The organism is Bacillus sp. LJBS17 (assembly GCF_019334685.1).
In the GTDB taxonomy this organism is placed as follows: domain Bacteria; phylum Bacillota; class Bacilli; order Bacillales; family Bacillaceae; genus Bacillus; species Bacillus subtilis.
This window is the reverse complement of record NZ_CP079759.1, coordinates 438,168-455,654: the sequence shown is the minus strand read 5'-3', so window position 1 is coordinate 455,654 and position 17,487 is coordinate 438,168. Positions and strand designations below refer to the sequence as shown.

The following is a 17,487-nucleotide window of genomic DNA, read 5'->3' as shown; positions in this document are numbered from 1 at the left end:
TCCTAGACTATCTTGATGTGCGGATGAAGTCGCAAGGAGATGCAGTAGAGGATATAGAGAGGTTTCCCTTTAATATAAAACGCTTTCAAGAAAGAATCAATCACTTATAAATGGTAATTTGGCACTATGCGGTGTGACAATATTGAAAAAGCATCAGCTGGTAAGCTGATGCTTTTTATGGAATATCGTAACCCTGTACGGCTGTAAAAATGCGGAACCATTGATCCTGGTCAAGCTTGTATGACAACGCATTTATCGCGGCGGAAATCCGCTCGCGCTTTCCGCTTCCGACAATCGGCATGATGCCGGCCGGATGCGTGAACAGCCATGCGTACATGACCTCGTCCAATGAAGCAGCGCCGATTTCCCCTTGGACGGATTCAAGCGCCGTGCGGACACGCTGGTCTTTATCCGTGTTTCCAGTGAATACTTTGCCGCCTGCCAGAGGCGACCAAGCCATCGGCGGAATCCGTTTTTCCTGGCACAGGTTCAAAGTGCCGTCGAGCATATTTTCTAATTCGTATGCGGAAAGCTCAATCTGGTTGGTTACGAGCTTCTCGGGCAAATATGATTCCAGCATCCGATACTGGTGATCTTTAAAATTTGAAACGCCAAAGTACCTGACCTTGCCAGAGCATTTCAAGGCCTGAAACGCCTCTGCTACCCCCTCCGGATCCATGAGCGGGTCCGGTCTGTGAATCAAAAGCATATCGATATAATCCGTCCTAAGGTTCATAAGCGATTGCTCAACGGATGCCAAAATATGCGATTTGCTTGTGTTATAATGATGCGATCTGTGAGCGGGCCGTTCAGGCGATTCAAGAACGATACCGCATTTTGTGACCAACTCTATGTTTTCTCTTAATCCAGGTGAAAGGGCAAGGGCGTTTCCAAACAACTTTTCGCACGTATAGCCTCCATAAATATCCGCATGATCAAAGGTCGTGATGCCGTGATCGATACACCATTCAATGAGGCTCAGAAGTTCAGCATCTGAATAGTTCCATTCATTCAGCCGCCAAAGCCCGTGTATGACTCTTGAAAATTGAAGATCCTCCGCCAATTGAATACGCTGCATGCAAAATCCCTCTTTTCTTTGTATAAACCGGGTTTTGCCCCTTACTAGTTCATTCGGCCTCAGATCCCCTTTTTCCTTTCGCTCCTTTTAAAAAGACATTTTAATTCGATTGAAATTGCTTTTTCGCTTTCTCAACGACATAGTGGCTGCCGCCGCGGTCCTGCACATTTTGGATCATCATGGCGACAAGCAGGTCTTTGTTTTTGTAATCGTAGCCGACAAACCAGCCATTTTCCGTGCCGTCTTTATCATCTTTTGATGTTTTCAGCTCGGCTGTTCCTGTTTTCCCGGCCACTGTGATTCCTTTCACGACAGGCTGATACGCTGATCCGCGCTCATCTTCCACAACGCCTTTCAGACCTTTTGTAATGTCTGCCGCTCCTTCCTTGGTGACCACTTGCTTGTGCCAAACATCAGCTGTTTGTGAATCTTTTTTGATCAGCGTCGGTTTGACAAGGTCTCCATTGTCAACAAATGGCGTGTAAGCAGTTGCCAAGTGAAGCGGAGACATTTGCATTTGCCCTTGTCCGTAGCCTGTATCCGCAAGCAAAATGTCTGAATCAAGCTTGTCATTTGCAATAGACGATTTCTGGATCGGGAATTCGTACGGAACGTCCTCTGAAAAACCGAATGTCTTCAAGCCTTTTGTGAAGGTGTCCGCTCCCATATCAAGCGCATTCTGGGCAAAATAAATATTGTCTGACGTAATAAGGGCGTTTTCCAAATCGACTTGTTGAAGTCTCTCAGACACACGTGTCACTGAATAGCCGCCCCAGCTCGAATCTTTTTGCCACTCCTTGCCTTTGATTGTTTTCTTCTCATCGGCTTTAAGGGTGCCGTTTTTGATTCCAATAGCAGCCGCAATCGGTTTAATGGTAGAACCTGGCGCGTATGTCTTATTGAATTTCGCTGAAAACGGATTGTTTTTATCTTTGTTTAGCTTTTTCCATTCCTTATCGCTCCAGCCGAAAATAAATCCATTTGGATCGTAGGAAGGCGCGCTGACAAGGGCTAGTGTTTCGCCTGTCTTCGGCTGCAGCGCGACTGCCGCCCCGCTGTCATCCTTCAATTCATCATACAGCTTCGTTTGCGTTTTGATATCAATTGTGAGGTGAAGATCCTCGCCGTCCTTTGCTTTCTTTTCAGCGATGACTTCCCCGGTTTGCGGCACGTAGATTTTCCAGCCAGTTGTGCCTCTTAGCTTGTCTTCATACACATTTTCAAGTCCGGCGATACCGATGTTAGACGTATCGCTGTACGTTCCTTCTTTCTTTTTCTTCAGTTCTTCCGCTGTAATGGCGCGGACATAGCCTGTCAAATGGGCTGTCTTTTCGCCATACGGATAGTAGCGGGAGCTGACATTCGTTCTTGTTACGCCTTGTAATGACGTCGCTTCAGAAACTAATTTCTCCTGGTCTGGCTTGACCTTTTTGAGCGGCACAAACGAATCGTCTTTTACCCAGCCTTGATCCAGCTTTTTCTTGATGTCGTCTTCAGTCAAATCAAGTTTTTTGGCGAGTTCTTTTATAACTTTCTCTTTTTTATCGCCAAGCTCTCCGGGAACAATTCCAATTTCCGGAACATCTGTATTGACAGCTAAACCTTTTCCATTTTTATCGTAAATTTGGCCTCGTTTCGGTTCAATGCTCATAATTTGCACGGTTTTGTCGTCAGCCAGCTGCTTGAAAATAAACGATGGGTCCCAATCTATATTCCATGACTCCTCGTCATCTGTTTTTTCTAATTTCAGCACAGCAGTATTCTTGAAGCTGACTTTGCCGGCATTTGTGTTCATGCTGACTTTATACGGGATATGTTTCATCGTCTTGTTGTCTTGATCGTCCTTATCTACTTCTCCCGCAGTGACTTTCAAATTTTTTACGCCGGCCTGCTCATAGATGGCTTTATACCTGTTGACGAAATCTTTTTTGGAGATTTCTTTTTTGACATCTTTAGTCAGGCTTTGATACATGTCATCGAATTGCTGATCGTTCCACTGTTTCACGAATGCTTCCATGCGATCCTCTGGTGAATCTGTTTTGGAGCATCCGATTAACCCAATCAATCCGACGCATAGAAATACTAGTAGAATACACTTTTTTAACATGACTTTCCCCTGCCTTCCACTTGTTATTTTCTCTTAATTGAATTGGTGCGTGCAAGATTTTTTTGAAAATGAAGGAAAAGTTCACCGATTTTGCAGAAATCTCCTATCGTTTGCTGTAGACTATTTGAAAAGACAGAAAGAAGGGATAGCATGGTCAGAGAGGCAGCAATGCTTCACATTAAAGAAGGCCTTGAACAAGAGTTTGAGGATGCATTCCGGCAAGCGGCGCCGATTATTTCCGGCATGAAGGGCTATATCACTCACTCGTTATCAAAATGCATGGAGGAAACGCATAAATATCTGCTTCTTGTGGAGTGGGAAACACTTGAGAACCATACGGAAGGCTTTCGCGGTTCTTCAGAGTATCAAGAGTGGAAAGCCTTGCTTCATCGATTCTATACCCCGTTCCCGACGGTCGAGCATTTTCAGGATGTGTAATAGATTTATATAATATGAAGTGTAAAACCGATAAGGGAGACAGACCATACAAAAACGGCGGTATAAATATTAAAAGCGCCTGAGCCGTCATTTTCTTTTTTGCGCTCTTCAAGCCCCTGCATAAACATGACCGCGCCAAGAAAGACGAGCATGACCGATTGGATAACAGAGGTGTGTTCCGTATAGTTAAAAGCAATAAGCGCCAGTATAATAATGATAACCGCAAAAGACATTTTAAAAATCCGAAACAAAAGGACCATCCTTCCTTATATACGAAATATTGAACGTTATGGCTATATTTGCCTACGTCCTCCATTATTCTAGCGCACTTTGTTTGTCTGTAGAACAGAAGACAGAGAATTTTAAGTTTCTTTTAATATTTCGATCACACATAAAAAACGCGCCTGTCATGAGGCGCGTTTTCTATGAAACTGATAGTTCTTTATAGCCTAGCTTGTGAACGGCTTCAGCCATCGCTTGATAGCCTTTGCAGTTCGGATGGACACCGTCAAAGGACAGATATTCCCGCTCCTTGCCTTTGAAGATGCTATAGGCATCTGCGATTTTGACATGGGGTGCTGATGCAAGTGTTTCTAAATGTGAATTAAAGGATGTGATCCATTTGCCGGCGATTTCAATGCCGGGAAACGGATTGTATAAGTTGAACACTCGGATGGCGTACGGGGAAGGTTTTTCTCCTTTAATCTCGGCGATTTTGGCAATCATCTTTTCAAAATTCTCATGGCAATGGGCGGATACACGGCTGAAAATCGTTTCATCCTTAGAGGTTTGGTAGGCTAAGACCGAATCGATGAGATCGTTTCCGCACCCTGTGATCGTTATCATATCAGCATCTCGAATGCATTTTTGCACATAGGGATATGACAGGAGTCCCAAAATCTCTTCTGTATTCAGGCCTGATCTGGCAAATATTTTTATTGCCGTTCTTGTTTTCAAGTCAGCTTCCATCATGTCCCCAAAACGCTGGACGAAGCCGGGTGAAAACAGCCCAGAGCCTCTCCCTGTAGTCAAGGAATCGCCCAGAGCTGTATATCGAAGCACCATGTTCTTTCCTCCACTCTTGAACGTCGATACGTTAATGTACGCAGCAGAGAAAAGATTGGCTACTTATGTATATCCTATTTTTCTTGAAATCTGTAAAGCGGCGTCCTTCACCTTTTCTGTTAAATAGGGCAGCCTGTCTTCTGTAAATCTCGCTTCAAAGCCTGCAATGCTAATGCCGGCTGCCACCTGGCGCTTATGGTTAAAGATCGGGGCGCCGATCGCCGCCGTATAGTTTTCGAGCTCTGAATAGCTGACAGTATAGCCATTTTGCACAGAGGCATCAATCTCCTGAAGCAGTTTTTCGGGATCGGTAATCGTTCCGGAGCCAATCGAAATGAGCTCGGTTTGTTTGATGTATGCTTCGATTTCTTCACGGGGAAGAAAAGACAGAATGCTTCTGGCGCACGCTCCCGCGTATAGGGGGGAACGCCTGCCGATCGCCGTATACAGCCGCACAGTCTGTGTCCCTTCTATTTTCTCAACGTATATCGCTTCATTGCCGTCCCTCATGATCAACTGCACGGCCTCATCCACTTCCCGGCACAGCTCTTCCATCACCGGTTTCGCTATTTTTCTGATATCCAGCCTGTCAGCGACAAGCTGTCCGAATTCCAAAAACACCAATCCCAGCGAATAAGCGCCGGACGCATCCCGACTGAGGAACCCCATTTCCTCCAAGGAGCTGACCATCCGGTGAACAGAGGTCTTCGGCATTCCCGTCAGCGACACCAGTTCACTTAAGGTTAGGCTTGGTTTATGCAAAAACAAATTAAGTAGCGCCATAGATTTGACTACGGTTTTATTTTTATTCTGCATCATTCATCCCCTTTGCTATGTCAGCCATTCCATCTTTATTCTCGTTTTCAGTTCTTTTATATGCTGTTCCCGTTCAATCGCAAGCGCTTCTGCCTCCTGAAGGGATACAGGCTTAAACTGGACGTGCTCGCCCGGCATGATTTGGGAAACAATCGGAAGATCAGCGGATATGATATGCGCGATCCTCGGATAGCCGCCAGTCGTCTGCCGGTCTGCAAGCAGGATAATCGGGTTGCCGTCAGGCGGCACCTGAACTGTTCCGAATGAAACCGCTTCCGACACCATCTCAAGCGGGGCCTTCAGTTCGAGCGGTTCTCCTTTGAGCCTGTAGCCCATACGGTCGGACTGCGGCGTGACACGAAATGCTTCTTCATAAAAACGCGTTTTTGATTCTTCTGTGAAAAAGGCAAATTGCCTTCCTTCCAGCACCCGAATGACGGGATTCTTCTTCAATGGCAGAAATCTGCCGCGGCTGACTGACCACTTCGGTGCTGCAAATCCCTGATTTCCAAGCTGCGAACTTAAGCGGGAAAGGATAGTTTGCGAAAGAGCTGACATCTCTCCAATGTTCAGTTCATCTTCTTTTTGAAGCGCTCTGCCATGAAGTCCGCCGATGCTTCCTCTGACGTATGTGCTTTTACTTTCCATGACGGCAGGCACCTCAATGCCACCGGCTGCCGCCAAATAAGCACGGCTGCCGAGTTTGCAGGGGCCAAAGCTGACCGTGCTGTTTTCCTTGATGAGCACAGGCTTCCATAAAGGCGCTTCCTCGTCATTAATACGCAGCGTGAAGTCCGCCCCTGTCACAGCAATCAGTGTCTGTTTTGAAAAATGAAACGACGGACCGGGCCCCATCATCGTTATTTCGAGACCTGCTTCATTTTCGCCGTTTCCTATCAACAGATTGGCAATGCGCAGTGAAACCGTGTCCATAGCGCCGCTGGCCAGAACGCCGTATTTTTGGTAACCCGTTCTGCCTATATCCTGAACCGTTGTGAGCAGTCCGGGCTTTAATACTTTCATGCTCAATTGGACTCCTCCTTATAGGCGTGATAGTCTTTTTCTGAGATGCGAACGAATTTCACAGTATCTCCCGCCCGCAGCAATGTCGGCGGGTTTTCCTGCGGCCGGAAAAGAGCGAGCGGCGTTTTGCCGATCAGCTGCCAGCCGCCCGGCGTTGAAATCGGATAAACGCCTGTCTGCAATCCCGCAATACCGACCGAACCTGCGGGAATCGACGGTCTTGGCGATGATTTTCTCGGAGCTGCAATGCGTTTTGACATCCCGCCTAGAAAAGGAAAACCGGGCGCGAAGCCAAGCATATACACCACATATTCCCCGTTTGTATGAATGTCGATTACTTCCTCCGGTGACAGTTGATTGATCTTCGCCACCTCTTCTAAATCCGGACCGAATTCACCGCCATAGCAAACGGGAATTTCTACAATACGGCGGTTGACCTCATAGTCTTCGGCTATTTCTACCAGCCGCTCTTCGACATCGCGCTTGACCTTCTCAAAAGGTGAGCTTATGCCTTGAGGCAAATGCTTGTACACTTCATACATATCATAAAATACGGTTAGACTTGTAAAAGCCGGGATACATTCAATGAATCCCGGAAATGGCTGTTCTTCTATATAAGCGGCCGCGGCATGGACAATGCCGTTGACCTGTTCATTGATTTCTTCTCCGAATCGGATCATCATTGCAGAATCACCGAGCTGTTCGATTTGATATCGTACAGTCATCTTTCTCACCTCTTTTATTTCTCGTTCATCAGGATGACGAGAGGTTACAGCACCGCAAGCGACTCGTCTCGAATATCTGTGATGAGCATATGCCCCGGCGCATGTGTGATGACCATTTCAGGCTTTACATTCATAGCCACGGCTTGCGGAGTCACCCCGCATGCCCAAAAAACAGGAACCTCGCCGTCACGAATGGAAACGGCATCTCCGAAATCCGGTTTCCTGAGATCGCGAATCCCGATTGCTCCCGGATTGCCGATATGGATCGGCCCTCCGTGCACAGCCGGAAAACGCGAGGTCACTTGCGCGGCACGTACAGCCAGCCGTTCAGGAACCGGCCTCATGCTGACAACCATCTGTCCGTGAAACGCCCCCGCCGGAACACAATCGATATTCGTTTTATACATCGAGACGTTTGTCCCCTCATCAATATGCCGGACAGCTATCCCATTATTGATCAGTGCCTGTTCAAAGGAGAAACTGCATCCGATCAGAAAGCCGACAAAATCGTCCTCCCAGTATGGCGTAATATCAGATACTTCTTCCGATAAGATACCGTGCCTGTAAATACGGTATTTCGGAAAGTCCGTTCTGATATCAGCATCAGGCGCAGCCAGAGACGGCACAGGCGAACCTGCTTCAGTCACATCCAGCACGGGGCAGGGCTTTTGATTTCGCTGGCAAAACAGCAGAAAATCAAACGCAAGGTCCTTTTTCAAAACCACAAGATTCGCTTGGGCGTAGCCGCCGGACATGCCTGCGGTCGGCCCGTTTATTTTCCCCTCTCGTATCAGGGCGCGTACATCCTTTGGCGCCATTTTGTTTAATTGCTCCACTTATATCAGCTCCACAATTGAGGAAGTTGTGTAATTAACGTGTAGATTCCCATAACTGCCATTACAATCACTACAAGCGCGCCTGTGCTTGTCAGCCAAAGCGGATGCTTATAATCACCGACAATGTTTTTCTTGTAGGCGGCAACAAGCAGCGTTCCGAGCGCAATCGGCAGAATTAAGCCGTTCAGTGAACCGACAAGGACGAGGATCTTCGCAGGCTGGCCGATTGTGACAAAAGCTAACGTAGAAACCACAATAAATCCGATAATAATACCGCGTGAATTCTTTTCAATTTTTGGAGAAAAGGTTTTAAAAAATGAAACAGATGTATAGGCTGCTCCAATAACAGACGTAATCGCCGCAGACCACATGATCAATCCGAAAATTTTATAACCGACATTTCCAGCAGCCAGCTTGAAGACAGAAGCCGCCGGGTTGCTTTCATCGATGTGCAGGCCTTTCGATACAACGCCTAGAACCGCAAGAAAAAGAGCGATACGCATGACAGATGTAATTAAAATGCCGACAACCGAGCTCTTTGTCACCTGCGGAATGGATTCCTTTCCTTTAATTCCGGCATCAAGCAAACGGTGTCCTCCGGCAAATGTGATATAACCGCCGACGGTTCCGCCCACTAGGGTGACAATGGCAAATATGCTGATGTGTTCCGGGACGAATGTATTTGCGACTGCCTGTCCAACCGGAGGAGCTGTCGTCGCCGCAACGTAGACCGTTAAAATAATCATCACGAACCCCGCGATTTGCGTAAAACGGTCCATCGCTTTTCCTGCTTCCTTGATGACAAAAATCAAAATGGCGATAACGGCACTGATTAAAGCGCCTGTTTCAGGTGTAATGCCGAACAGCACCTGAAGTCCCAGCCCGGCCCCTCCGATATTCCCAATATTAAAAGCTAGTCCGCCAAGCACGACGAGAATGGCGATGAAATACCCCAGTCCGGGAAGCACCATATTCGCAATTTCCTGACCTCGTTTTCCAGAAACTGCGATGATGCGCCACACATTGGTTTGGGCGAAAATATCTAAAATAATAGAGATTAAGATGACAAAACCGAAGCTTGCTGCGAGTGTGTTTGTGAATGTTGCGGTTTGGGTGAGGAAACCCGGTCCGATTGCTGATGTCGCCATTAAAAAGGCGGCGCCCATCAGCAATGACCAGCTGCCCGCTTTTTTTCCTGCTGTCTTTTTCTGCTGCTCCATCTATTGTTCCTCCTTTATGTTGACTTCTGTTCTGAAATAGCTGTCACTTCAATTCCAGCCGCTTTGAGCTGTTTTCTGATTTTTTGCGCAAATCTCAGCGCATGGGCTCCATCTCCATGAATGCAGACTGTATCTGCTTTTAATGACACATCATGTCCTTGCTGAGATTTGACCGCCCCTTCTTTCACCATTTTGATGACCTGGGTGACGGCGGCATCATCACTTTCAATGAGTGCGTCCGGCTGGGAGCGCGGTGTCAGTGTGCCGTCCGATTGGTATGTTCTGTCGGCGAACACTTCATTTGCGGTCTGAAGTCCGATCCGTTCTCCCGCTTTTACAAGCTCGCTCTCAGCAAGACCGAAAAGAATCAGGCCGGGATCAACCTTATAGACAGCTTTCGCGATAGCATCCGACAGTTTTTGATCGACTGCCGCCATATTGTATAAAGCCCCATGCGGCTTGACGTGCTGCATGTGAAGTCCCTCTGCTTTTAGAAAGCCAGAGAGCGCGCCAATTTGATAAACGACAAGATCATACGCTTCCTCAGGAGAAATCGCCATATTGCGGCGCCCAAAACCGAGTAGATCCGGCAAGCCCGGATGCGCGCCGATTTTTACGCCTTTTTCCGCTGCAAGCGCGACGGTTTTTCGCATAACACTAGGATCTCCTGCATGAAATCCGCATGCGATATTCGCTGATGTCACATACTCTAAAATATCTTGGTCAAGACCTATCTTGTAGGCTCCGAAGCTTTCTCCTAAATCACAGTTTAAATCAATCTGAAACACAGAATCCCTCCTGCCAAAGCAAACGATATGCTTTATGTCATTTATTGTCCCGAAATTCGGAATGACTATTCCGAATTTTTGAACTTTATTTCATTATAAGTGAATCATATCAGTTTGTGAAATACTTTTGTCAGAAAACCTACCATGGTCCCAGAAGAAAACCTGCCAAACTAAAAAAGAGAGTCCATCTTAGGACTCTCTTTTTTTATAGTACCCAATGGCGAATCGCTTTAGCGACACCATCCTCAATATTTGTATCCGTGATATAATCAGCCGTTTCTTTTACGATGTCTTGCGCATTGCCCATTGCGACGCCAAGACCCGCTTCTTTGATCATCGCAATGTCATTAAGGCTGTCGCCCATCGCCATCACATTCTCCATTGTAAAGCCGAGTTTTTCCGTAACCTTGGCAAGGGCTGCAGCTTTGTTGATGCCAAGCGCGTTGACTTCAATGTTTGTCGGACTTGAATTTGTGATTTCGAGCTCTTTGTTTTTTCTCAGCTCCTCAAGCACTTCGTTTCGGATATCGTCATCCTCAATGTCAAAGCCGAATTTGAGCCATTCATGATCCGTAATGTTTTCCGGAAACTCGCCTCTCCATACTTTATTCACCGTAGAAGCCCAGAAATTAGTGTTGTGCTTATTCCGCAAATCCCACATCATTTGAATATGGTCCGTATGAAGCAGCTTCCGTTCCACCAAATTAAAATTCGAATCCCAAATTTCACTGCCGTTTGCCGTGATTAGAAAGGATGACAGCTTTAGCGATTCCGCCAGCTCCCTGCACGTCATCAGCGTCCGGCCCGTGCTGATCACCACATACACACCTTTATCCTCCGCTTCACGAATGGCTTTGCGGTTTTCATCCGAGATCAGCTGCTCGTCGTTCAGCAGTGTACCATCCATATCAATTGCGATCAGCTTGATATCTACATCTTCTCTTTGAACAGACATATATGTACCTCTCTTTATCTTTTTGTTGTGCTTCTCTCTATTCTAATACATTATACCCAGCGGGACAAAAAAGCGATTTCCTATGTTTGAGGAGAATGGATAAGAGGAAAACAAACGGTGAGGTGATCAAACATGACAGAAAAAAAACAGCAAAACAAACCAAATGAAAACCCCGAGCACAACGACTTAACCGATCCGATTCCTAATGAAGAGCTGAAGGAAAATATGAATGATGAAAAACACAAACGCCAGCAAAGAGATAACTCTCAAAGCGAACGGGATTACGACACAAAATAGAACCCCTCACAAAATGTTGTGAAGGGTTTTTTTCATTTTTCAATATAGATGCCGATTTCAGCTTCAGCAACAGGCTGCTCTCCAACTGACGCCTTGGCATGTCCGAACACAAACCCGCGCCGATTGCGCGTGACTTCAAACGTAAGATCAAGCCGGTCACCAGGCACAGCTTCTCCCAGCTTTTCCGCTTTCCTCACCGAAGACAATAATCCCAAGCTGTTCTCATCTGTAATTCCTGTAAAAGCCGCGGTTTGCGCAAGCGCTTCAATCACAAATGAAAACGGCATTTCTGTTTGCGTATCAGTGATAAACCAGTCGTTCTCACTAATCAGCTTATAAGCTGCCGCATGTTTGCCGGGCTCGCTGTCCGTCACGCCATCAATAAACAAAAATGGATAGCGGTGAGGCAAAGATAATGAGTTCATTTTATATCTCCTTTTTTTGACCATTATATCTCAGCCTAAAGTGAAACGATAGGATATAATGGAAAAAACACAAAAGGAGGCCGTTATGTCCCCAAAACCGCTTGTCATTCTCGTACACGAAATATACGGTGTAAACAGCCATATGAAAAAGATGGGCCGGCTGATCAAAATGGCTGGATATGATGTGTTGACGCCCAACCTGCTCGGCGAGGATGAAGTCTACACACTGCAAGAAGAAAAAACGGCATACGAACAATTTACAAAACACGAACGGCTGAAAACGGGAGAAACCATCATCCAGAATGTGATCAGACAAAACGCCGGACGGCACATCTTTGTGATTGGATTCAGCGTGGGGGCTACTATCGCATGGAAATGCAGCAGTATGCCTGAGGTGAGCGGATCGGTTTGTTATTACGGTTCCCGGATACGCGACTCTCTTCATCACGTGCCAGCCTGCCCGGTCCTATTGTTTTTCCCTAATTATGAGCCGTCGTTTGACGTAGCGCTTCTTATCAAAAAACTGCGGGAAAAACAGCATACCCATCTTGAGATTTATCAATTCGATGCGCTTCACGGCTTCGCCAATCCTGATTCTGTTTATTTCAACAGGGCCCTTTTCTTCAAAACGCTCTCTATCATAAAAAACGGGGCGGAAAAACGGCTCCGCCCTGTTTCATCAGAAATTTTTTAATCGCTTACAGCGCTTTATTATCGCGTGTTTTGGTTCCGTACGTTCCATGTTCTTTGTTGCACTGAGTTTTATTTTGCCTGTCTCATCTCACCGAATGGATAAAAGACGAGAGATTCAGTACCGATGATATCGTCCTCAGAAGGCATGCCCATTCCGTTTCTGCTATCCAGTGAATTGAGACGGTTATCTCCCATCACAAAATATTTACCGGTAGGAACCTCAACCTCGAAGTCACCCGTTAAGGTTACACCCGACTCTTTGACCTCCTGTTTATATTCCTTTAAGTATGGTTCTTCCACCTTTTTATCATTTATGTATAGCTGATCATTTTTCATTTTAATGCTGTCACCAGGCAAACCGATTAAACGTTTGACAAAAGAGCGGCCGCTCTTTTTGTCATGAATGACTATGATGTCGCCTCTGTGAAACCCGCCAGTCCATTTGACTGCTTTATCAACCAGTATTCTTTCTGAGTCTTTAAGCGTTGGGGCCATTGATGATCCTTCAATAAGAAAAGGCTTGTAAAACACCAATCTGATCGTAAAAATGAGAGCTGCGATCATAATGATACTGAGTATAACGATCGTTGTGATTTTTCTTTTTTTCTTTAACGTGATTGTTTTTGCATTCAACTTCCTTCACCCGATGCTTTCCTAAGAATTCCAAATTATTATACAGCATTTGGATCTGCTTGGTTAGACTTTCGTGGAAATTTTCGTAAGGAAATGGACAGGCCCGGGCAGCCATCTGCCCCGGCCTGATTCATCAGAGCTTTCTTAAGCGCGAACAGATTTCATCAGTGACCTCAGCCGTTGTGCTTTGTCCCCCAATGTCGCGTGTTTTGATGCCGTCGGCAGTCACTTGCTCCATTACATCCAGAATTTTCGCCCCCAGCTCTTCCTCTCCGAAGTGGTCGAGCATCAGCTTCGCTGTCCAAATCTGGCCAATCGGATTGGCAAGGCCCTGTCCGGCAATGTCAGGAGCTGAGCCGTGAACCGGTTCAAACATGGACGGATATTTGCCGGATGGATTGATGTTCGCAGAAGGCGCAATGCCGATGCTTCCCATCAGGCTTGAGCTGATGTCGGTTAAAATATCACCGAACAAGTTGCTCGCCACAATGACATCAAACGTTTCCGGACGCGTCACAAAAAAAGCGGCCAGCGCATCAATATGCTGAGATGATGTTTCGATTCCGCTATAATCAGCGGCTGTCTGCTGAAAGACTTCATCCCAAAACGGCATCGCATGATAAATGCCGTTAGACTTTGTGGCGCTTGTCACATGGCTGCGCCGTTTTTTCGCCAATTCGAAGGCAAAGCGCATGACACGTTCTGTCGCTTTTCTCGTAAACACGGCATTCTGGATGGCGATTTCATCATCGCCTCTGTGAATGCGCCCGCCGACTTCACTGTATTCACCTTCACTGTTCTCGCGAATCACCACGAAGTCAAAATCATTTGGATGCAGAAGCGGCGACGTAATGCCTGCCATTTGTTTGGCGGGTCTCATATTAATGGAAAGCTCAAGCTCCCTCCGGATTTTCAGCAGCAGTCCCCATAACGATATATGATCGGGAACCAGCTTCGGATTTCCGACGGCTCCCAAAAAAACCGCTTCAAATTGAGTAAGCGTATGTATTCCATCTTCGGGCATCATTTTGCCGTGCTCCAAGTAATAATCACAGCTCCATGGAAAAGCCGTGAATGAGAATGACAAACCTCCGTGTACCTCAGCGGCTGTATGAAGCACTTTCTCAGCAGCCGCTACAACCTCTTTTCCTACTCCGTCTCCCGGTATTGCCGCAATCTCGAATTGTTTCATTGTCATTCTCCTCCCCCTGTTTTCGTAAGCGCTTTCTATTATACTAGATTGCGAGATAGTAAAAAAAGCCCGTGACATTGTGTCACGGGTGATCGGTTATTGATTAAGTTTCTTTAAAATGATGGCGTGCAACGGTTCATGGGACTGAATGCCGCACACCTCTTGAAGTACGCCGCTGTATCCTTTTTCTTCGATCAGCGCTTGCAGTTCAACCGCTTCAGGGTCACCGGTGAAATCGAAGCGCAGTGCTGCGGCAATTCCTTCAGCCAGTGCATTCGGTTCTTTTATTTTCTTTGCTGGGCCTACAAGTCTATCATTTTCTCCCAGTTTTCTGAGAGGTGACCTCGCTACGCGGGTCACATCGTCCGAAATGAAAGGATTTTCAAAGCGACCGATGATTTTTTTGATATATTGTTCGTGTTGAGTTTGCTTAAAGCCATACGATTTGACGAGATAGTCACCAGTTTCAAGCAGCGCCGAATGAACGACACGGCGGATTTCCGGATGATCGATTGCTTCTTTGACCGTCTTGAGTCCGCGCTGATAGCCGACATACGCTGTCACCGCGTGTCCGGTATTGACCGTAAACAGCTTCCGTTCGATGTACGGCGTTAAATCATCAACAAACAGTGCGCCGTTTATGACTGGTGTTTTCCCTTTAAAGCCTGATTCATCAATGACCCATTCGAAAAATGGTTCAACCGATACTTTCAGCGGGTCTTCATGATGCTGAATCGGGACGATCCGGTCAACGGCAGAATTCGGAAAACCTACCGTTTCACTGACGGATTTCTGCTCTGCTTCCGTTAAATGGCTGTATATCTCTTTCTTTAAGAAGCTGCTTCCGCCAATCATATTTTCGCAGGCAATGATATTCAGTGTGTTTGCAGTGTTTCTCCGTCTTAAACCTTCTGCGATAGATGGAGCAATCAGCTTCAGCACATTCGGGCCGACAGCTGTTGTGATGAGCGCCGCCTCATTCATCAGCCGGTACAGCTCCTCGGGCTGACTGCCGCTGTTAATCGCGCTGACCGGGCCAATGACCTCTGATGAACGTCCCTCTTCCGCCAGTTCCACTGTGTATTCTTTTTTTTCATTGAGGAGACTGACCATCGTGTCGTTCACATCCGCAAACACCACATCATAGCCGGAGTGGTGAAGCAGCGCGCCGATAAACCCTCTCCCGATATTTCCCGCACCAAAATGTAAGGCGATCATGTCAGTTCACCTCGTTGAAAATGGCGATCAAATCTTCTTCGCTTTTAGCGGAGATCAGGCGTTCAATGTTTTCTTCTTCTGAACAGATAATGGCGATATTAGACAAAATGTCTAAATGCTCATTATTTTTACCCGCAATGCCGAATACCACTTTTGCCGTGTTGCCTTCTCCGTACTCAACGCCCTCTGGAATCTGTATGATTGAAATCCCAGAGTGAAGCACCTCGCTTTTCGCTTCTTCTGTGCCGTGTGGAATGGCAATGAAATTCCCCATAAACGTAGAAGACGTTTCTTCACGTTCAAACATTTTGCTAATGTAATCCTCTGTCACGTAGCCGTTGTCAATCAGCGTCTGGCCTGCCAATTTGATGGCCTCTTCTTTTGATGATACCGTTTGATTGAGTTTAATATTTTCCTTTGCGAGTACTTGCATGAGTATCACTCTCTTTCTATAAGATTACTTTTTCAGCTTTTCAATCAGCTCATCGTATTTCGGGCTGTTTAAGAAGTTATCCACTGATATGTGCGTCGCGTTCGGCAGCTTTGCTTTCGCGCGGTCTGTTAAATCTTTGTGGGTGATGACAATATCCGCATCGCTTGGCAGATTGTTAATGGCCGTGTTGGTCACACTGATGTCAAGCTCCGCTTTTTTCACTTTGTTTCTTAAGATAGATGCCCCCATGGCACTTGATCCCATTCCCGCATCACACGCAAAGATAATTTTGTTCACGCTTTCAGGAGACAGCTCAGACGCTTCTTCTGCTTTGGCTTGTTCCGCCTCTAAAGCAGCTGCTGCTTGGCTTTTCTTCCCCTTCATGGACTGCATTTTTTCTGTTGCGGCAGCCAGGTCTTCTTCACTAGCTTTTGAGGATTTCAGGATCACTGCTGAAACGATGAACGATACAGCTGCAGCGACCAATACACCCGCCAATACGCCGAAATAGCCTCCTCTTGGCGTCATTGCCATCAATGCGATAATGCTTCCCGGTGACGCTGCCGCGACAAGTCCGGCATTAAAGATCGTAAACGTTAAGAGTCCGCTTGCTCCGCCGGCAATGGCTGCAAGAATCAGGGCCGGTTTCATCAGAATGTACGGGAAGTAAATCTCGTGAATCCCTCCGAAGAAATGGATGATCGCCGCACCGGGAGCCGTTGATTTTGAAGATCCTTTGCCAAAGAACATGTAGGCCAGCAAAATGCCGAGCCCCGGTCCAGGGTTTGCTTCTACTAAAAACAGAATTGATTTTCCTGTTTGAGATGCTTGCTCGATTCCGATCGGGCTTAAGATTCCATGGTTTATGGCGTTGTTAAGGAACAACACTTTCGCCGGTTCTACAAAAACACTGGCTACCGGCAGTAAATTAGCGTGTACAATGACTTCCACACCAGCCGCCAGCAATTTATTTAGCGTCAAGACAACCGGGCCGATGGCGTAAAACGCGAGAATCGTTAAAGCCGCGCCGACAATCCCTGCCGTAAAGTTGTTGATTAGCATTTCAAAGCCTTGCTTGACTTTATCCTTGAATAATTTATCAGTCTGTTTAATGAGGTATCCGCCAAGCGGACCCATAATCATTGCGCCTAAAAACATTGGAATATCCGATCCGACAATCACCCCAATTGCCGCTGTCGCTCCGACAACTCCGCCGCGGTGGTCGTAGATCATTTTTCCGCCTGTATACGCTATCAAAAGCGGCAATAAATACGTAATCATCGGGCTGACCAGCGTGTTCAGCTGTTCATTCGGAAACCATCCTGCCGGAATAAACAGCGCGGTAATGATACCCCACGCGATAAACGCGCCGATATTCGGCATGATCATTCCGCTCAAATAACTCCCAAAGCGCTGCACTTTCACTTTCATGCCGCCTTGCTGCTGTTCTTGCTGCTGCATATATAAACCCTCCCTGTTTTGTTTGTCGCTGTAAGATACAAAAATATGTTCAGAGAATGATGCTTCCCTTTGACTCTATGTTAA

At 46.6% G+C, this 17,487-nt stretch carries 20 protein-coding genes; 3 read left to right on the top strand and 17 right to left on the bottom strand.

The genetic code is table 11. The annotated features are described in order from the left end of the window. Positions 1-175 precede the first annotated feature (175 nt). Complete coding sequence (locus KXZ66_RS02305) at positions 176-1,078, bottom strand: aldo/keto reductase (RefSeq protein WP_124073408.1); 903 nt, start codon at positions 1,076-1,078, stop codon at positions 176-178. Between the two features lie 100 nt (positions 1,079-1,178). After that, positions 1,179-3,185 (bottom strand): penicillin-binding protein 3, encoded by a 2,007-nt coding sequence (gene pbpC / locus KXZ66_RS02300; protein ID WP_014478860.1) that lies wholly within the window; start codon positions 3,183-3,185, stop codon positions 1,179-1,181. 150 nt (positions 3,186-3,335) lie between these two features. Between pbpC and KXZ66_RS02295 the strand changes: the two genes are divergently transcribed. Continuing rightward, positions 3,336-3,623 carry an antibiotic biosynthesis monooxygenase family protein gene (locus KXZ66_RS02295; RefSeq protein ID WP_014478859.1) on the top strand — a complete coding sequence of 96 codons (288 nt, stop codon included), beginning with the start codon at positions 3,336-3,338 and terminating at the stop codon, positions 3,621-3,623. Positions 3,624-3,628: 5 nt separating this feature from the next. Here KXZ66_RS02295 and KXZ66_RS02290 read toward each other — a convergent pair whose 3' ends face one another. The 9 genes from KXZ66_RS02290 to KXZ66_RS02250 all read right to left on the bottom strand — a co-directional run bounded on the left by KXZ66_RS02290 (position 3,629) and on the right by KXZ66_RS02250 (position 11,051). Beyond that, on the bottom strand, positions 3,629-3,874 hold the full coding sequence (locus KXZ66_RS02290) for a YczI family protein (protein WP_003240256.1): 246 nt from the start codon (positions 3,872-3,874) through the stop codon (positions 3,629-3,631). 172 nt (positions 3,875-4,046) lie between these two features. After that, a complete protein-coding gene (lipC, locus tag KXZ66_RS02285; RefSeq protein WP_041850707.1) occupies positions 4,047-4,688 on the bottom strand; it encodes a spore germination lipase LipC in 642 nt (213 codons plus the stop codon). 63 nt (positions 4,689-4,751) lie between these two features. Continuing rightward, positions 4,752-5,504 (bottom strand): IclR family transcriptional regulator, encoded by a 753-nt coding sequence (locus tag KXZ66_RS02280; protein ID WP_014478857.1) that lies wholly within the window; start codon positions 5,502-5,504, stop codon positions 4,752-4,754. Between the two features lie 15 nt (positions 5,505-5,519). After that, positions 5,520-6,527 carry a 5-oxoprolinase subunit PxpC gene (gene pxpC / locus KXZ66_RS02275; RefSeq protein ID WP_080121237.1) on the bottom strand — a complete coding sequence of 336 codons (1,008 nt, stop codon included), beginning with the start codon at positions 6,525-6,527 and terminating at the stop codon, positions 5,520-5,522. 2 nt (positions 6,528-6,529) lie between these two features. Further along, complete coding sequence (pxpB, locus tag KXZ66_RS02270; protein WP_029317303.1) at positions 6,530-7,252, bottom strand: 5-oxoprolinase subunit PxpB; 723 nt, start codon at positions 7,250-7,252, stop codon at positions 6,530-6,532. A gap of 44 nt (positions 7,253-7,296) precedes the next feature. Then, positions 7,297-8,070, bottom strand: coding sequence for a putative hydro-lyase (locus KXZ66_RS02265; RefSeq protein WP_103803548.1), 774 nt, complete (start codon positions 8,068-8,070; stop codon positions 7,297-7,299). A 23-nt stretch (positions 8,071-8,093) separates the two neighbouring features. After that, complete coding sequence (locus KXZ66_RS02260; protein WP_014478854.1) at positions 8,094-9,308, bottom strand: NRAMP family divalent metal transporter; 1,215 nt, start codon at positions 9,306-9,308, stop codon at positions 8,094-8,096. A 14-nt stretch (positions 9,309-9,322) separates the two neighbouring features. Next, entirely contained in the window at positions 9,323-10,096 is a 774-nt protein-coding gene (gene pxpA, locus KXZ66_RS02255) for a 5-oxoprolinase subunit PpxA (protein ID WP_120027782.1), read from the bottom strand. 205 nt (positions 10,097-10,301) lie between these two features. Then, positions 10,302-11,051, bottom strand: a complete 750-nt coding sequence (locus KXZ66_RS02250; protein WP_003234424.1) for a phosphoglycolate phosphatase — start codon at positions 11,049-11,051, stop codon at positions 10,302-10,304. Positions 11,052-11,183: 132 nt separating this feature from the next. Between KXZ66_RS02250 and KXZ66_RS02245 the strand changes: the two genes are divergently transcribed. After that, the gene (locus KXZ66_RS02245) at positions 11,184-11,348 is read left to right on the top strand and encodes a hypothetical protein (protein ID WP_003234425.1); all 165 of its coding nucleotides are present in this window, start codon (positions 11,184-11,186) and stop codon (positions 11,346-11,348) included. Positions 11,349-11,380: 32 nt separating this feature from the next. Here KXZ66_RS02245 and KXZ66_RS02240 read toward each other — a convergent pair whose 3' ends face one another. Next, a complete protein-coding gene (locus tag KXZ66_RS02240; protein WP_219144773.1) occupies positions 11,381-11,773 on the bottom strand; it encodes a 3-hydroxyacyl-ACP dehydratase FabZ family protein in 393 nt (130 codons plus the stop codon). A gap of 85 nt (positions 11,774-11,858) precedes the next feature. Between KXZ66_RS02240 and KXZ66_RS02235 the strand changes: the two genes are divergently transcribed. Beyond that, a complete protein-coding gene (locus KXZ66_RS02235; protein ID WP_038829069.1) occupies positions 11,859-12,467 on the top strand; it encodes a dienelactone hydrolase family protein in 609 nt (202 codons plus the stop codon). Between the two features lie 68 nt (positions 12,468-12,535). On the opposite strand, the gene sipU is transcribed toward KXZ66_RS02235, so the two are convergent. The 5 genes from sipU to KXZ66_RS02210 form a co-directional block, all read right to left on the bottom strand. Further along, positions 12,536-13,099 carry a signal peptidase I sipU gene (gene sipU / locus KXZ66_RS02230; RefSeq protein WP_021481743.1) on the bottom strand — a complete coding sequence of 188 codons (564 nt, stop codon included), beginning with the start codon at positions 13,097-13,099 and terminating at the stop codon, positions 12,536-12,538. 133 nt (positions 13,100-13,232) lie between these two features. Next, entirely contained in the window at positions 13,233-14,297 is a 1,065-nt protein-coding gene (locus KXZ66_RS02225; protein ID WP_003234436.1) for a tartrate dehydrogenase, read from the bottom strand. Between the two features lie 90 nt (positions 14,298-14,387). Beyond that, on the bottom strand, positions 14,388-15,509 hold the full coding sequence (locus KXZ66_RS02220) for a mannitol-1-phosphate 5-dehydrogenase (protein WP_161619500.1): 1,122 nt from the start codon (positions 15,507-15,509) through the stop codon (positions 14,388-14,390). Between the two features lies 1 nt (position 15,510). Further along, positions 15,511-15,942, bottom strand: coding sequence for a PTS mannitol transporter subunit IIA (locus KXZ66_RS02215; RefSeq protein ID WP_003246714.1), 432 nt, complete (start codon positions 15,940-15,942; stop codon positions 15,511-15,513). Between the two features lie 24 nt (positions 15,943-15,966). Beyond that, a complete protein-coding gene (locus KXZ66_RS02210) occupies positions 15,967-17,403 on the bottom strand; it encodes a PTS mannitol transporter subunit IIBC (protein WP_010886406.1) in 1,437 nt (478 codons plus the stop codon). Between the last annotated feature and the right edge of the window lie 84 nt (positions 17,404-17,487).

Bases quoted from the DNA above. Each gene is read 5' to 3' on its own strand.
- KXZ66_RS02305 (WP_124073408.1), bottom strand. From the start codon at position 1,078: ATGCAGCGTATTCAATTGGCGGAGGATCTTCAATTTTCAAGAGTCATA.
- pbpC (WP_014478860.1), bottom strand. From the start codon at position 3,185: ATGTTAAAAAAGTGTATTCTACTAGTATTTCTATGCGTCGGATTGATT.
- KXZ66_RS02295 (WP_014478859.1), top strand. From the start codon at position 3,336: ATGGTCAGAGAGGCAGCAATGCTTCACATTAAAGAAGGCCTTGAACAA.
- lipC (WP_041850707.1), bottom strand. From the start codon at position 4,688: ATGGTGCTTCGATATACAGCTCTGGGCGATTCCTTGACTACAGGGAGA.
- KXZ66_RS02280 (WP_014478857.1), bottom strand. From the start codon at position 5,504: ATGCAGAATAAAAATAAAACCGTAGTCAAATCTATGGCGCTACTTAAT.
- pxpC (WP_080121237.1), bottom strand. From the start codon at position 6,527: ATGAAAGTATTAAAGCCCGGACTGCTCACAACGGTTCAGGATATAGGC.
- pxpB (WP_029317303.1), bottom strand. From the start codon at position 7,252: ATGACTGTACGATATCAAATCGAACAGCTCGGTGATTCTGCAATGATG.
- KXZ66_RS02265 (WP_103803548.1), bottom strand. From the start codon at position 8,070: ATGGCGCCAAAGGATGTACGCGCCCTGATACGAGAGGGGAAAATAAAC.
- KXZ66_RS02260 (WP_014478854.1), bottom strand. From the start codon at position 9,308: ATGGAGCAGCAGAAAAAGACAGCAGGAAAAAAAGCGGGCAGCTGGTCA.
- KXZ66_RS02250 (WP_003234424.1), bottom strand. From the start codon at position 11,051: ATGTCTGTTCAAAGAGAAGATGTAGATATCAAGCTGATCGCAATTGAT.
- KXZ66_RS02245 (WP_003234425.1), top strand. From the start codon at position 11,184: ATGACAGAAAAAAAACAGCAAAACAAACCAAATGAAAACCCCGAGCAC.
- KXZ66_RS02240 (WP_219144773.1), bottom strand. From the start codon at position 11,773: ATGAACTCATTATCTTTGCCTCACCGCTATCCATTTTTGTTTATTGAT.
- KXZ66_RS02235 (WP_038829069.1), top strand. From the start codon at position 11,859: ATGTCCCCAAAACCGCTTGTCATTCTCGTACACGAAATATACGGTGTA.
- KXZ66_RS02225 (WP_003234436.1), bottom strand. From the start codon at position 14,297: ATGACAATGAAACAATTCGAGATTGCGGCAATACCGGGAGACGGAGTA.
- KXZ66_RS02220 (WP_161619500.1), bottom strand. From the start codon at position 15,509: ATGATCGCCTTACATTTTGGTGCGGGAAATATCGGGAGAGGGTTTATC.
- KXZ66_RS02215 (WP_003246714.1), bottom strand. From the start codon at position 15,942: ATGCAAGTACTCGCAAAGGAAAATATTAAACTCAATCAAACGGTATCA.
- KXZ66_RS02210 (WP_010886406.1), bottom strand. From the start codon at position 17,403: ATGCAGCAGCAAGAACAGCAGCAAGGCGGCATGAAAGTGAAAGTGCAG.